11 protein-coding genes are annotated in these 16,002 nt (G+C 60.8%); 3 read left to right on the forward strand and 8 right to left on the reverse strand.

Annotated elements, in window-relative coordinates:
- From GXX82_06680 to GXX82_06715, 8 genes are all read right to left on the reverse strand, one after another.
- Nucleotides 1–386 (reverse strand): methyltransferase domain-containing protein (locus tag GXX82_06680; GenBank protein NLT22715.1); only part of this gene is annotated, 386 nt, incomplete at its 3' end.
- Nucleotides 383–1,231, reverse strand: coding sequence for a metal ABC transporter permease (locus tag GXX82_06685; protein NLT22716.1), 849 nt, complete (start codon nt 1,229–1,231; stop codon nt 383–385). The genes GXX82_06680 and GXX82_06685, both read right to left, overlap by 4 nt.
- A complete protein-coding gene (locus tag GXX82_06690; protein NLT22717.1) occupies nt 1,224–2,000 on the reverse strand; it encodes a metal ABC transporter ATP-binding protein in 777 nt (258 codons plus the stop codon). The genes GXX82_06685 and GXX82_06690 overlap by 8 nt, the downstream gene beginning before the upstream one ends.
- Before the next feature lie 27 nt (nt 2,001–2,027).
- Nucleotides 2,028–2,855 (reverse strand): zinc ABC transporter solute-binding protein, encoded by an 828-nt coding sequence (locus tag GXX82_06695; GenBank protein ID NLT22718.1) that lies wholly within the window; start codon nt 2,853–2,855, stop codon nt 2,028–2,030.
- 79 nt (nt 2,856–2,934) lie between these two features.
- Nucleotides 2,935–5,046 carry a TonB-dependent receptor plug domain-containing protein gene (locus GXX82_06700; GenBank protein NLT22719.1) on the reverse strand — a complete coding sequence of 704 codons (2,112 nt, stop codon included), beginning with the start codon at nt 5,044–5,046 and terminating at the stop codon, nt 2,935–2,937.
- A gap of 277 nt (nt 5,047–5,323) precedes the next feature.
- Entirely contained in the window at nt 5,324–7,813 is a 2,490-nt protein-coding gene (locus GXX82_06705) for a response regulator (GenBank protein ID NLT22720.1), read from the reverse strand.
- A 144-nt stretch (nt 7,814–7,957) separates the two neighbouring features.
- Complete coding sequence (locus tag GXX82_06710) at nt 7,958–11,401, reverse strand: FAD-dependent oxidoreductase (GenBank protein ID NLT22721.1); 3,444 nt, start codon at nt 11,399–11,401, stop codon at nt 7,958–7,960.
- Between the two features lie 166 nt (nt 11,402–11,567).
- Entirely contained in the window at nt 11,568–12,110 is a 543-nt protein-coding gene (locus GXX82_06715) for a phospholipase D family protein (GenBank protein NLT22722.1), read from the reverse strand.
- A 122-nt stretch (nt 12,111–12,232) separates the two neighbouring features.
- Here GXX82_06715 and GXX82_06720 point away from each other — a divergent pair, with 122 nt between their 5' ends.
- The 3 genes from GXX82_06720 to ftcD all read left to right on the forward strand — a co-directional run.
- Nucleotides 12,233–12,943, forward strand: coding sequence for a PilZ domain-containing protein (locus tag GXX82_06720; protein NLT22723.1), 711 nt, complete (start codon nt 12,233–12,235; stop codon nt 12,941–12,943).
- 86 nt (nt 12,944–13,029) lie between these two features.
- On the forward strand, nt 13,030–15,048 hold the full coding sequence (locus tag GXX82_06725) for an ATP-dependent helicase (GenBank protein ID NLT22724.1): 2,019 nt from the start codon (nt 13,030–13,032) through the stop codon (nt 15,046–15,048).
- Nucleotides 15,049–15,119: 71 nt separating this feature from the next.
- On the forward strand, nt 15,120–16,002 hold an 883-nt coding region (gene ftcD / locus GXX82_06730; GenBank protein ID NLT22725.1), incomplete at its 3' end, for a glutamate formimidoyltransferase.

Here is a 16,002-nt window from a genome sequence, read left to right on the forward strand (position 1 = left end):
CAGGAGAAACAGACGACGACGTCGCAGGAGTCATCGGCGAGCGGTGCGCTCTCCGCATCGGCCAGGATGAACCTGATGTTTGCCTCCCCGTGGAGGCCGCGGTCAACCTCGAGCATCTTCTCCGCGAAGTCGAGTTCGTAAAGAAGTCCTGTCGATGTGATGTCTTTGAGGATGAAAGGGACGAGGACACCGCTCCCGCATCCCACGTCCAGCACGTGGTCCCCGGTTTTGAGCGGCATGAGCGAGAAGAGGCGCTCAAAGTCCCGGGCGTGCTTGTCATAGATCCCCGTGACGTGGTCCTTATACCACATGTCGAGCCATTTTTCGGCATGCTCGTTGAAGAATTCCCTGCGTCTGCGATACCTTTCGTCGTCTGTCATTTTCATGGGGTACCATTCCTTTTTTTCAGCTTTGCCATGCGGCGTTTCGGTGAGAAGATGTATGCCATCGCGAAGATGACCGTGGCCATGAGGACGACCGAAGCGCCGGAGGGCAGGTCGAAGATGTAGGAGATGACAAGGCCGGACGCGCAGGCGCCGATGCCGGAGGCCGCGGAGATCAGGAAGAAATGCTTCATGTTGTACGTCAGCTGGAGCGCCGTTGCCCCGGGCTGCACGAGAAGGGCGAAGATGAGAAGGCCGCCCACCGTCGCGAGGTTCGCGGACACGACGGCCCCGGTGAGGAAGAGGAGCGCGTAGTAGATCATCCGTTCCGGCACCCCGCTTGCCCTGGCGAGCCGCCGGTTAAAGAGGACCGCGCGTATCTCCTTGAAGAAGAGGATCACGAAAAGGACGAGGACGCCCGTGACGACGGCCAGTATCGTGACGTCGAAACCGGAAAGCGTGAGGAGGCTTCCCCACATGAGGTTGAGGACGCCTGCCTTCGTCCGCGTGAGGATGCCCATTCCGAGGAAGGCGATTCCCATGAGAAAGGAAAAGAGAATACCCAGGACGTTCTCCGGCGCGAGGTCCGTGCGGTCCGAAAGGGGGCCCAGCGCGCCCGCCGCGGCAAGGCACATGACGAAGCCGCTGAGGAAGGGGTTGACGCCGACAAGCATGCCCAGCACCGCGCCCGCAAAGGCGGCGTGTGACATAGAGACGCCGATGAGGGGCATCTTCATGAGTACCACGAAGACGGACAAAAACGAGCAGCTTGCCCCGCAGAGCACGCAGGCGATGGCGGCGCGCTGGATGGGTGGATAGGTGAAGACGTCCATGAGATGCTCAATCATAGGAGATGAATCTCCTGCCCTTTCTCCGGAAGGTCTCGAGGGGATACCGGAAGAGCCTCGTCAGGGTCTCTCCCGAGAGCGCCCTATCGATGTCCCCGTCAAAGAGCATCTTCCCCTGGTGGAGCAGCACGGCCCGCCCCATCGCGGAGGGAAGCATGGTGAAATCGTGGGTGACGAAGAGGACCGTCAGACCCTCCTTCCGGTGGATCTCATCGATGAGGTCGAGGACCTCCTTCTGCACGGCGATGTCGAGGTTTGCCGTCGGTTCGTCCATGAGGAGGATGTCGGGCCGCTGGATGATCGCGCGGGCGAGCGACACCTTCTGCCTCTCGCCGCCGGAGAGCTGGCCGAGGGGTCTTGCGGCGAGGTGGGAAAGGCGCATGGTCTCCATGAGCGCCATCGCCTCTTCCCTCCTCAGCCTTCCGGGGGAGTGGAAGAGCCCTGTCCGGCCGATCGCGCCTGTCATCACCGCCTCCCAGGCGAGGATGGGGAAGGCAGGGTCGACGGGAAACGACTGCGGGACGTATCCGACGCGAAGCCGGGTCTCACGGGAACGCTTGTGGGTTTCCCACTGTCCGAAGAGGCTCAATACCCCTTCGAACCTTTCGAACCCGGCGATGACATTGAGCAGCGTGGTCTTTCCGGCGCCGTTGGGCCCGATGACCCCGACAAGCTCGCCCCGGGCCACGGCGAGACTGACGCTGTCGAGAAGCACCGTTCCCGTCTTGCGTACCGTGACCCCGTCAAGGGTTATCAATTGCTCGTCCATGGTGGATTCACTTTGGGCGATGGCGCCTCATTTTCGCACAGCGGACAGGAGGGCGTCAACATTCTCCTGCAGGGTGGCGAGATACCCTCTCTCCGAGGGAAAGTTCGTCAGGACGACGTGCGGGGCCCGGAGCGTTTCGGCGATCCCTTTGCCGGCGTCGGGTCCGGATTGGATGTTGTCCACGACCATGATCACCCCGCGGTCTTTTCCGATATCAGCCAGCCGCACGACCTCCCGCGTCGACATTGCCTCCTGCCTCCCGTATTCGGCAACGACCATGAAACCCATCCATTCCAGCGGTTCCTTCTGCATGGAAGAGGCGATGACGGGTTTTCCGGAGAGGCCCGCGCCCGTGACCTTCTGAACGAGCGCCTCCGACCCCTTCTTCACCAGGAGGATGGCCTGTTCTTTCCGGCGGGCTATCTCGGCCCCGTCTTCGGGAAAATGTTTGGAGAGTTGTTCGGCAAGCAGTGTCAGGCCCTTTACATATGAGTCCGGGACCATCCAGTTGCGGCCTTCCGGGTCGATAACAAGCTGCCTGCGGTCGTCCAGCTCGGCTTTCTCCATGAAGGACATGCCCCGGAAGGAGACGATGAGGACTGCCTTCTTCATCTTTTCGATGTCCGTCAGTTTCACATCGTAATGGCCCGGACACTGCCCCGGGGGAAGGATGGATTCGACACGATAACGGCCGGAAGGAAGGAGCGCCGCGATGATCTCCGACAGGATCGTGTCCGAGACCACTATGGTGCGTGCCTCCGATGATCCCGCTTCCCCTGGCTTGCCGGAGCACCCGGAGAGGATGCACAGAAGGACAATGGCCGCCATCGCAAGCACCACCGCGTCCTGTGCCATCCCGCGGAGTTTCCTGAAAACCGGTCGTTGAACCACACATGCTCCTTACGTCTTTTTCGCGCCCGCTCGGGGCGCGGATCTAGTTGAACTTCAAGGTGAACCCACCGAAGAAGGTCGTCCCCGGCATAGGGTACCCTTTGGCGTATTCATAATCGCTGTTGAAGATGTTGTTGACGGCGAAGAAGACGTCGGAATCCTTGAGCCTGAGCGGGGCGTGATCGAAGCGATAGCTTATCCGGGCGTTCACGAGGGTGATGTCGTTCAGTTTGTCTTTCGCCGTGAGTGCCGTGGTGTTGAGAGTGTTGCTTCGCACGAACGTTCCCTGGTAGAGGTCGCGAAGGTGCTGCATGTCGGCGAATACCTGGAAATCATGGAGGAATTTCCACTTTACGCCGGCCTGGAACTGAAAGCCCGGCGTGTAGGGTATGTGATCGCTTTGGGCGCCGTTGGCCCCTTTGGCCTCCGTTGTGAGCCAGGTGGCGGCGGAGAAGAACTCGAGGTCTTTCACGGGGGTCACCGTACCGCTGAGTTCCAGTCCCTCGATCTCGTAGCGACCGATGTGATCGTTGAATTGGGTCGGGATGGTCCCGCCCATGTACGCCAGGAAGCGGTCACTTCCCTTATCGCGGAAGACCGTCGCGCCCAGTTTGGCCACCTTGGGCCATGAGTGAGTGAGACTCGCCTCATAGTGGTCCACGACCTCCGGCTTTATGTTCCTCCAGTACTGCTCGGCATTGGCGACGGGTGCGTCGGTGCGCACGAAGTTCATGAGGACGACGGGAGAAGGATAGTTGACGCCCCGGGCATAACTGAGCTTCAGGTCGGTGTTGGCGTATCCCAGCGTGAGGCCGGCCTGGGGAGCGGTCTTGTTGTCGAACTCGTCATGGTTGAAATACCTGAGCCCCGCCGACGGGGTGACGTGAAAGCCTTCCGGTCGGCCGAATGTGTGGCTCGCGGCGATATAGGGGGACACAAGGCGGGTATCGGGGAAATCCCAGACCCTTCTCGCCTTGCCGCCGTTGACACCGGCAGCGCCCGCGCCGGTGGGGGCGAGCCCACTATATGTCTGCTGCGTGTTCTTGAGCCTCGTCATGTCGAGGTCGGCCCCGAGAAGGATCTCTCCGCCGGGCCACAAGAGAAGCTTCTCCTTCGCCCGGGCGCCGTAGAGGATGACATTCTGCCGGGACCAGAGGCCGCCGGTTCCGTTGGCGTACTGGTTGCCGTTGTTCAATTCCTGCAGGAGGTCGAAGGTCGTGTCGTTCCAGTAACCCTTCAGATAGCCGCTTGCGCGCTCGTACTCGTGGCTCACCGTCAGTGTGGCGAAGAGGGTGTCCGTCTTGTAGCGCTCCGCTCCGGGCCAGCTCACCCCGTTGACCGCGCTGGGTGTGCTGTCCGGCATGGGGGCCTCCGTCATGCCCTTCACCTGGTTTATGAGGAACCTGACCCTCCACTCTCTCGTGACCTGATAACCGGCATTGGCATAAAGGCTTTGCTGATGGGAGGCGGAATTCGCCCGGTCGCCGTCGGTGCTTGCATAGCTCTGGGAGGCATAGATGTCGAAGGGTCCCTTCTTGAGGCCGGCGGAGACATTTTCGTCGAAGGAGCCGTAGCTGCCCCCGTTGAAACTCAAGATCCCCTCCTGCCCCTCCTTCTTCATGTACTTCGGCAGGACGTTGACCGCCGCGTATCCGCTGCCGAACTGGGAGGGCTGCGGGCCCTTGTATATCTCTATGCTTCCGATCGTGGGAACGGCGATGCCGTCGCCCAGCACCTGTCCGAAGAGGCCTCCGTACCGGGGAGCGCCGTCGAACTGAACGACGATGTCCGAGCTGGGATGGCTCGACCCCCGGCCGTGTATGTAGAGGCTGTGACTGGTCTGGCTTCCCATGAGGTTCTTGCTCTGGTACATGACGCCCGGCACGTCGCGCAGGGTTGATTGGAAGTCGTAGGAGTTCTGCTCTCTGATCTGCTCCTCCGTCACGACGTTATACTGCGTGCCGTAGCGGGTATCGACAGGGGTAACGGGGTTGGTGTGCCGGGTCTCCGTGACGGTGATCGTGTCGAGGACAAGCTTCTCCCCGTCCTTACGGTCTGTCCCGCGTTTCCCTTTCTGGTCCTCGGCCCATGCCGACGCGGCGGCAAGGAAGATGAGCAGGAAGATACCAAGGGCAAGTGTTCTGGCATTTTTCATCACATGGGCTCCCGGATCGGTCGTATTCTTTTGCGCCTTGTGTCAAAGGGTGTCTTTCCGCCCTTTTCCCCGGCATGATCCGCCCATCGGGAAGGGCTGAAAGCGGCTGTCGTGCTACTAATGGAAAAAAGGTAGCATCCATGGCCCCTCGTGTCAACACAAATCTTTGTCCTCGGCGCTTTCGTCCACGAGGCGCGAACCTCGCGTGAAACGTCCGTCTGGAGGGGGACGATGAAGGAATTAGAATTGGAGAGGTGGGGAAGGCAACTGGCGGTGCTCAGGTGTCCTGGCTTGAGGCGGCGGTTTCTGAGTCGACGGGCCCGGGGTCGCCAAGCACCCTTTCTATCGTTTCGGCAAGCTGGCGCACGGTTATCGGTTTTGTCATCACTTCCGATACGCCGACGTCACGGATCTGGTCGGCCATGGTGTGGGCGAGGTAGCCCGAGGTGAGTATGACCGGGATAGAGATGCCCTTCTCTTTAAGGCTCCGTACTATTTCGAGGCCCGTGATCTTCGGCATCGAATGGTCGGTGATAATGAGGTCGAAACCGTGGGGGGTGGCTTCTATTGCTTTGAGGGCCTCAAGGCCGTTGGCAAAGGCGGTCACCGTGTGGCCGAGCCGCGTCAGGATGGCGCCCGTGGTCGCGAGTATTGCCTCTTCGTCGTCTATGAGGACGATCCGGTGTTTTCCCTTCTCGATAGGGGGGACTTCCCGGGGCGGGCTGGCGGTGTCCATTTCCGTGCAGGGGATGTAGATGCTGAAGGTGGTGCCCGTCCCGACCTGGCTTTTGACCTCGATCGTCCCCTCCAGTTTCTTCACGATGCCGTGCACGACGGAGAGCCCGAGGCCGGTGCCTTTCCCCTGTGATCTCATGGTGAAAAAGGGCTCAAATATATGGTCGACGACCTCCGGCTCCATGCCGCTTCCCGTGTCGGACACGCGAAGCGCAACGTGTTTTCCCGGGCGCATGTCGGGATGGGCCCTTGTGAAGTCCTCGTCGGCTACAAAGTCCTGAAGCTCTATGGTGATGGTCCCATGCGCCTGTCCGATGGCATGCACCGCGTTCGTAAAGAGGTTCATCACGATCTGGTGGATCTGGGTCGGTTCCGCCAGAATGGCCGATCGGCTGTCGATCTCCAACCGCATGTCGATAAAGGCCGGTGCGGACGCGCGCAGGAGCTTCGAGGCCTCTTCCAGGACGGGCCCGGGCAGGATCGGCCTCAATTCCACCTCCGTCTGCCTGCTGAAGGTCAGTATCTGCCCGACAAGATCGCCGGCCCTCTGGGCGGCCTTTATTATCTCCCGAAGGAACTTTTCCATCTCTTCATCATGCTCTCCCGTTATCAGGGCCAATTCCGCGTAACCGAGGATGCCGCTGAGGATATTGTTGAAGTCGTGGGCGATTCCTCCCGCCAGGGTGCCGATGGCCTGGAGCTTCTGCGATTGCTGCATCCTGCTCTCGTACAGCAGTTCCTTTGTCACATCCCGGCCTATTTCGAGGTAGCCTTCCACGGCTCGGCCCGGCTGCCTGAGGGGCATGACCATTACGTCGAGGGCGATCGGGGCCCCGTCGCTTGCCTTGAGGGACACCCTGCCCGACCAGGGGGTCCCGGCATTGAGGGAGTCCCAGATGACCTCCGGCGGGATATCGTGGGGATTGGCGAGGTCCGGTTCGGTGCCGATCACCTCTTCCGGTCTTGTCCCCGTCACCCTTTCGAACGCCGGGTTCGCGAAGGTGATCTTCCTGTCGGCCCCTATCTGGAGGATGATCTCCGTGGAGTGTTCCGTCATCGTCTTCATCGTTTCCAGGAGTCTTTGCACGGGGGAACTGAGTTTGCTCGAAACGACGACTATTGTCGCGATCGTTATGATGAGAAAGAGTATCCCGCTGACGAACATGATCCACAGGATCCTGTTGACGGGGGCCATCACCTCGTCCCTGTTCTGGGCAAAGACGACTGTCCAGCCCGTGAGCTGCATGGTCGTCAACCCGGCCACCTTCCACGCGCCGCCGGAATAATAGGACGCCGTGCCCGTTTTCCCGGCCTGCGCGAGCTCGTAGATCTCCTCGGTGCCGGGATAGTCCTGAAGACGTACCCGAAGGACGTGTTCCTTCTTCGGGTGGGCCAGCACAAGCCCTTCGGAGTTCACCAGGTAGGCATACCCCGTTTTGCCGGTCCTTACCTGCGATACGATGGCCCCGAGAAAGCTCGGATCAAAGGGTATGCAGACAACCCCGTGGAACTCGTTGTCCTCCCGGATCGGGGCGGACACGATAACGATGGGGTCTCCCGGTGTCGAAGGCCCCCTGGCAGGAAGGGGGCCGGTAATGGTCGTTTTGCCTTCCCTCGCGCGGAGGAAATACTCGCGGTCCGAGAGGTCCACCCCGAACTGCTTCGGGAAGTGCGCGTCAGCCCTGACGCGACCTTTTCTGTCGAGCACGAAGAGCGTGAAGAAGGGCTTGCCTATACGTTTGTGCACGGCCTCCAGTTTTGCCTGGATGTGACGATAATCCCCGCTTCGGGAGGCCCTGACCACCGTCGGGTCCGCGGCAATGGATGAGGCCAGTCTTATCTCCTGCATCAGGTTCGCATCGATCAGGGAGGCAACATTCGCTGCCATGCGGACCGACTGTTCCTGTGTCATTTCCAGGAGGGAATCGGAAAGCAGGGCGGAGACGATCATCCCCGCCACCAGGAAAGGGATGAGAACCGCGGCCACGCCGCCGAGTATCATTCTGTATTTCAGTGCTGTGTTCTTAAGCATCTTTCATATCCGACGGTGTTCCTCGTCTTCTCTATGATACACACAACATCGAAATATGTCCAAGACGGTTTTGGAGAGGGAAAACCCCCGGCGCGGCACGCCAGAAAAGAGGCAATGGTTGGCGCCGCGTCGGAAAGCGCTCCCCTAAGGCACCGTCTCTTCGCGACTCGCCGCTTCGAGGGCGGGTATGAGGTAGGTGTCGATGAAGGCGACCGGGTCACCGGGGTCCACGCCGTTTATCACGTTCGTCCCTACGACGACGTTGGGACCGGCGGAGCACTGGTCGGTGCAGAAACGGGCCTTTATCCTGAAGCGGTCGAGGAGTCCCCGTTTGCGCAATTCCGCCGAGAGTCCTTCGAGCAGGTGGAAGGAGCCCTTCAGGTAGCAGCTCGTGCCGAGGCAGACACCCACGTCGATGGGGGCATTGTCCCGGAGAAGCTCCTCGACGGACTCCTGGACGCGCATGGAACGGCGGCGATAGGTGGTGTGGAGATTGTGATGGGACAGGGTCCCGTCGGGCTCGCCAAGCCAGTTCGTGTAGATGGCCTGGATGGTGGGGTTGTCCTGGCTCTTCTTTATAGATGCCGCCTCGTCAAGGCGATAGAGCACCTCGAGTCTGTCCCCGGGATCGCTCGTGAGTTTCGGCGCCGGGTTTCCCGAGCCGTTGATGCAGCCGCCGGGGCAGGCCATGACCTCGATGAGGTCATAGGGGGCGTCCCCGGAACGAATGCGGTCGATGAGGTTCTGCGCGTTCGTGAGGCCGCTCACGACAGCGAGGCGCACCTTTGTCTCCCCGAGGCCGACCGTGGTTTCCTTGACGCCTTTCAGTCCCCTCACCTCCTCGTAGGTGAAGCTTTCCATGCGCTTTCCGATGACCCGTTCGGCCGCGAGGCGCAGGGCCGCCTCGGCGACACCGCCGGAGGCGCCGAAGATGATGCCCGCGCCGCTCGCCTTGCCGAAGAAGGCGTCGACGGGCACGGGGCTGAAGGTCCTCGGGTCCATTCCCCGCTCCTCGAAGAGCCTGATGACCTCCGTGGTGGTGAGCACCGCGTCCACGTCGGCGAGGCCTTCCCGGTTGAATTCAGGCCGCCGCGCCTCGTATTTCTTGGCGTTGCAGGGCATGATGGAAACGAAGAAGAGGCTCTGGGGCTTAACCTTCAGCTCCCGGGCGAAGTAGTGCTTCATAACGGAGCCGAACATCTGCTGGGGAGACCGGCAGGACGAAAGGTGGGGAAGGATGTCGGGGGCGATTTTCTCGCAGTAGTTCACCCAGGCGGGGCAGCAGGACGTTATCTGGGGAAGGATGCCGCCCTCGGCCGCGCGGGTCAGGAATTCCGTGCCCTCTTCCATGATGGTGAGGTCCGCGGCCCAGCACGTGTCGAAAACGAAATCGAACCCAACCTTCTTGAGTCCCGAGGACAGAACGGACATGACCGAGGCCGGGTCTATGCCGTAGTGTTGCCCGAAGGCGGCCCGCACCGCCGGCGCTATCTGCGCCACGACGGTGAGGTTCGGGTCATGAAGGGCACGATAGACCCGGGGGATGACGGGTTTGAAGGACAGGGCGCCCGTGGGACATGCCGTGGCGCAATGACCGCAGGCGACACAAACGGTCATGTCGAGGGGCTTGTGGTCGTTTGGCCCTATCGTGAGGACGTTGTCCGTTTCGTAGAAGGACAGGGCCGACGAGCCTTCCATCTCCCGGCATATCTTGAGGCACAGGCCGCAAAGGATGCATTTCCCCGGGTCGCGGACGATAAAGGGATGGTTCTCGTCGATGGGAAGGGGCCGCGCCGGCGTCGGTTGATCGAACTCGACGCCATATTCACTGGCAAGTCCTCTGAGGACGCAGGCGTAGCGCTCCGTGCAGCCGCAGGCAAGGCACCTCGAGGCCTCCCGCACCGCGCTCTCGTTGTCCCATGTGTGCGTCGATTCCTGAAAGTCTGTCTTTCTGACCTCTGCCGAAAGGGTGGGGATATCGAATCTTTCCGACGGGGTCACCCACCTGTACTCCTCCCGGGGTATCATCCGCCAGTGTCCCTTCGAGCAGTTGTAAGGCTCCGTCACAGGTGTGTATTTCCCCGTGCGGAGGTGTTCGTCTATCTGCAGGGCCGCACGCTTCCCGGCGCCTATGGCGTTGATGGCGATGTCGGGGCCGCTCACGCAGTCTCCCCCGGAGAAGACACCGGGGATGGAGGTTTCCGTCGTGTCCGGGTTCGTCAGGACGGTGCCGTGCTTCGTCGTGAGGTCATCACGGGCGATGCACTCGTTGTCCACGATCTGTCCGATGGCGCTGACGACGGTGGAACAGACAAGGTCGAACTCGGAGCCTTCCACGGGCACAGGCCGGCGCCTGCCGCTCCCGTCGGGCTCACCGAGTTCCATCTTCATGCATTGCAAGGACAGTGACCCGTTCTCGCGGCTTATGGAGATGGGTGCGGTGAGGAACATCATTTCCACGCCTTCCTCGAGGGCCTCCTCTATCTCCGCCTCCTCGGCGGGCATCTCGGCCCTCGTCCTCCGGTAGGCGACGATCACCCTCTTCGATCCCAGGCGGATGGCGCTGCGCGCGGCGTCCATGGCCGTATTCCCTCCTCCGAAGACGATGACGGTGTCACCGAGGTCAGGCGTTTCGTACCTTGCAAGGCGGGCGAGGAGATCGAGGCCCGTCATGACGCCGGGAAGGTCCTCGCCGGGGATCGCCATGCGGGAGGTCTTCTGCGCGCCGATCCCGAGGAACATCGCCTCGTACCCGTCCCGTTTCAGGGACAGGAGGGTGAAATCCTTTCCCAGTTCCTTGCCGTATCGTATGTCTATGCCGAGGTTGAGGACCGTCCGTATCTCCCGGTCGAGGATGCTCTCCGGGAGGCGATAGTAGGGTATGCCCCAGCGGAGCATGCCGCCGGCAGCCTCCTGCTTCTCGAAGACGGTGACTTTGTGTCCGAGGCAGCGCAGAAAGTAAGCGCAGGTGAGCCCAGCCGGGCCCGCGCCGATGACGGCTACGCTGTGCCCCGTGTCCGGTGCCACAAAGGGAACGAACTCCACGGTCTGGTAGCTGTCGAAGTCGCCAACGAAACGCTTCACCCCGTTGATATTGACAGGCGAATCCACGGCGTTCCTGCGGCACTCTCCCTCGCAGGGGTGCGGGCAGACCCTGCCGCATACCGAGGGAAAGGGGTTGTTCTCCCTGATCACGGCAAGGGCCTCGGCAAAGTTGCCGTTGGCCACGTGGTAAAGATATTTCTGGATATCGATGTGCGCGGGGCAACGCGCGACGCAGGGAGCCACACAATCCCCGTAATGGTTCCTCAGAAGGGCCTGAAGGTAGATCTTCCTGAAGCTTTCGAGGGCGGGCGAGCGGGTGGTGACGACCATCCCGTCCTCTATGACGGTGGATGTCGCCGAGACGGTGCGGGGCCTTCCATTCTCCACCACTTCCACCATGGATATCTCGATGTTGGTGGGGGGACTGACCCGGGGATCGTACCCGAGACCAGGTATGTCTATCCCGTTCTCCCGGGCCGCGTCGATGATGGTGCTGCCTTCCCTCGCGGAACATTCCTTATCGTCTATGTATGCTGTTATCACTATGTCCTCCGTTGTGGCGTATGCGCAAAAGCCCAATATTATACAGTAAGGCTGAAAAAAAGCAAAATAGGACATATAGGAGGGGATAGGACCTATGGGACTTATAGGACGTATAGGACGTTTAGGACGTTTAGGACATATGGGACATATGGGACGTATGGGGGGGTTAGTATTTTGGTTTGTATTGCTCGGAGTGGCTGAGGTGGTCATGCCAGTTCTCGCGGTAGGCCTTGGCGATCTCCCGGGACCTGATGATGAGGAGGTTCTCGGCGTTCTTCTCCTCAGCGGCCTTTGTGAAATTGAAGGAGCCCGTTATCGTTACGGCGCCGTCTATGACGATGACCTTGTTGTGAGCGATGGCGTGTTTGGCATCGATGTACGTGGGTATCCTCATGTTCGCCAGGAAAGTGGCGGAGGTATATTTCGCCGTGCGCTGGCTCTTGTCGAGGATCGCCGCCACCTTGACGCCGCGCTTGTGGGCCTCGATGAGGGCCTTCGCGATGGGGGCGGAGGTGAAGGAGTAGGCCTGGATGAGGATCTCGGAACGCGCCGAGGCGATCTCCCGTATGATCTTGTCGGTGCAGTTGCTGCCAGGGGTGAAACAGAGGCTGACCGTGACGTCCTTGCCGTACTCCGCGCACGAGGCGCCTGAAGGCAGCGACACGAGGGCCGCAAGAAGAAGGAGGAAAATAAGACACTGTCTGGTCATGAGCACCGGTCTTGCATGTAGCCTAGATGAAGGAACAGGAAAAGTCAATCGCACTTTTCTCTTGTAAATGGGGAGGAATTGAAAGAGAATTAACAGGATAAAGATCGAGACCGTGTGATCTCATGGCAACGAACGACAAAAAGAGTCTCATCGTCCTTCGCGAGAAACATCAGGTAGACCGATACATCCGGGATATAACCGAGCAGAGTATGCCTGTCAGGGTCGTCATCGATGACACCATCGTCCTCGATGATTGCCGGCTTGTCGTCCGGGAAGGGAAGAGGAAAGAGCTTTTTGTCGAGGCATCGCTGGCGCCGGGAGAATACCCGGAGACGGGACGGGCCACCATTACCTGCGCGGGCGACAGCTCCCTTTATATCTTCGGGACGAAGATCCTTTCCATAGAACTCGCCGAACACCGCCGTATGCACCTCGCCATCCAGTACCCCGACAGGATCACAAAGCGGGAAAGGCGCAGACACGTCAGGGTGCGTCCGTCGGCAACCCAACCGGTGTCGGCACGGATAGCCGCCGGTAACGGCGACAGCGTCGACGTCGAACCGGTGGACATCAGCACCGGCGGTATATCTTTCATGATGACGGAAGAGGCGGCCCGTTTCAAATCGGGCGACACCATCGAGCTTACCGTCGCGGTCCCCGCGTTCGGAGAGGTGCGAGCGCTGGCCACGGTCAGGAGCGTTGTCCATCTCATGGACCTTACCCGGATCGGCGTCGAGTTCTCCTCCCTGCCCGAAGACGCCCTGCGGGGCATCATGGAATACGTGGCCGGGCGGGAACGCCAGATCGACACGGAACTCTTCACCGAAGACTGAAAGGAACCCCCCCCACCCGCCTCCTCCAGGTCCTGGAACCTGAAACCTGAAACCTGAAACGGTTTTCTGCTATAATATCCCCACACATGGCGGATGGAGATCTCAGGGAAGAGCTTAACGAGAGGCAGTACGAGGCGGTGACCGCCATCGACGGGCCGGTGCTCGTCATCGCGGGGGCGGGCAGCGGGAAGACGCGGGTCATCGAATACCGGGTGAGGCATCTCGTCGAGACAGGCATCGACCCTGGCTCGATCCTCCTTCTCACCTTCACGAGGCGAAGCGCGAGGGAGATGATATCCCGCGCCGCGCGTCACGATCCCCGGTGCGAGGGCGTGGAGGGAGGGACCTTCCATTCCTTTGCCAACAAGATGCTGCGCAGCTACAGCGGGTTCTTCGGGTTGCCCGACACGTTCACCATCTATGATGAATCCGATGCCGAGGAGGCTATCCACCGGTGCGCGACGAGCCTTGGCTTCTACGAAAGGCAGAAAAGGCGTCCCCGGAAGGACATGCTCAGGAAGATCCTCAGCATGGCGGTCAACAAGGAGATGCCTCTCGAGGGGGTTCTGGAGAGGCACTACCCGGAGTTCCTGCAGTTCGCCGACGAGATAGGCGAACTGCGCCGCAAGTACACCGAGTACAAGGTGACCTCGCAGTGCCTCGACTACGATGACCTCCTGCTCTACTTCAAGCTCCTCCTCGAGAACGAAGACGCGCGTTCCCGCGTCGCCGCCCGGTACCGTTACGTCATGATCGACGAGTTCCAGGACACGAACGCCATGCAGGGGGACATCGCGTACCACCTGGCGGCAGCTCACCGCAATATCCTGGTGGTCGGCGACGACGCCCAGTCCATCTATTCCTTCCGGGGAAGCTCCCACGAGAACATCATGCGCTTTCCCGAGCGCTTTGACGGCTGCAGGGTCATCAAGCTGGAGGACAACTACCGGAGTACCCAGGCGATCCTCAATGTCGGCAATGCCGTGCTCGACAACATGGCGAACAAGTACCAGAAATGCCTTAAGGCCGTGGCAAAGGACTACGGGGAGAAGCCCCTCCTCATCTATTCCCGGGATGCCCAGGAGGAGGCCGCCTGGGTGGTCGAAAGGATAAAGGAGTCCTATGACCAGGGGATGGAGCTTTCGCACCAGTGTGTCCTTTTCCGGTCCTCCTACATAACGATACCGCTGCAGGCGGAGCTGGGAAGGCGCAACATCCCCTTTGCCGTCTACGGGGGCCTCAAGTTCTACGAAACGGCCCACGTGAAGGACCTCATTGCGCACCTCAGGCTCTTCGTCAACGCGAAGGATGAACTGGCATGGAGCCGCGTTCTCCTGCTTGTGCCGGGGATAGGCCCGAAGACCGCCGAAAGAATGCTCGGGGAGATGGCCTCTTGCGAGACCCTCCGGTCCGTTGTTGCGAACGTCATCGAGCCGACGGGAGCTGCCGCGGGGAGATCTTCCGCCGGGCTTGCCCGTCTTGCCCGTCTCCTTGATTCAGAGGAGACGGGTCCGGAAGACGTGGTGAGGAGAGTGATCGACTACTGCGATCCCATTCTGAGAGAAAAGTTCGATCTCGACTGGAATCTGAGGAAGAACGATCTCGACGCCCTGGCGCAGATATCGGGCCGCTACGGCTCTGTGCGGGACTTCCTCGTCGATCTCGCCATCGAGCCGCCGGAGCGGGGCGTCAGGGACTTTCACGACACCATATGGGAAAGGCCGCTCATCCTGTCGACGATCCATTCCGCGAAGGGGCTGGAGTGGCGCAACGTCTTTATCATCGGCGCCGTGGACGGAGTCCTCCCGTCCAGCTACACGACCCGCGACGACGAAGGCCTCGAAGAGGAGCGAAGGCTTCTCTACGTCGCGGTGACGCGGGCCAGGGAACGGCTCTACATCCTTGCCCACCACGAGGGACGCAACAATGGCATCCACACCTTCAACAGGCTCTCCCGCTTCATCGAGGCGCCAAACGTCAGGGCGTGCCTCGATGAGGGGCAGTTCCTCGGCGCGCCGGGAATGGATGAGGTCCCCGTTCCCGGTCCACGGGACGGCATGAGCAAGACGGACCTCCTGGAGAAGCTCCTCGATTCGATGAAGTGACCGGAGGGCCTCCTCTCCCCCGTTCTTTGTCCTTTACCCTTTATGCCATAAAGGTTACAATGGAAACCACCATGAAGAAGATCATCGAGACGGTGCCGAACTTCAGCGAGGGGCGCAATGCGGCGAAGATCAGGAAGATCCTCGACTGTTTCACCGGTGTCAAGGGGGTCAAGCTCCTCGACCATCACAAGGACAAGGACCACAACCGCCTGGTGGTGACTGCCGCGGGCGAGCCGGCGCGTGTGAGGAGGGCCGTGCTCGACGCCGTGAGGGTTGCCGTGAAGACCATCGATCTTCGCAGGCACAGGGGAGAGCATCCCCGGATGGGTGCCGTCGATGTGATACCCTTCGTTCCCATCGGCGAGACTTCCATGGAAGAGGCGATCGCGCTCTCCCTCGATGTCGCGAAGGAGATCTGGCGGAGTTTTCGCGTCCCCGTGTTCCTCTACGAGGAATCGGCCTCCCGTCCCGAGAGGAGGGCCCTCCCCGATATCCGCAGGGGAGAGTTCGAGGGCATGAAGGAGAAGATCAAGGACCCTCAGTGGAAGCCCGATTTCGGCGACGCGGCGGTGCACCCCACGGCTGGTGTGGTTGCCGTGGGGGCGAGAAGGCCCCTCGTTGCCTTCAACGTCAACCTCGATACGGACAGCATGACCACGGCCACCGCCATCGCGCGGGCCGTGCGCGGCCAGGGCGGTGGTTTGCGCTGCTGCCGCGCCATCGCCATCAACCTCAGGGAACGGGGCATAGTCCAGGTATCCATGAACATGACGGACTACACGCGCACCCCGCTTTACCGTGCCCTGGAAATGGTGAGGATGGAGGCGAAGCGGTACGGTGTCAACGTCATCGGCAGCGAGATAGTGGGCCTCGTCCCCTCCGACGCCCTGATCGAGAGTGCCGGCTACTACATGGGCCTCGAAAACTTCACCACCGACCAGATCCTGGAAAACA

It is taken from the genome of Syntrophorhabdus sp., assembly GCA_012719415.1.
In the GTDB taxonomy this organism is placed as follows: Bacteria; Desulfobacterota; Syntrophorhabdia; order Syntrophorhabdales; family Syntrophorhabdaceae; genus Delta-02.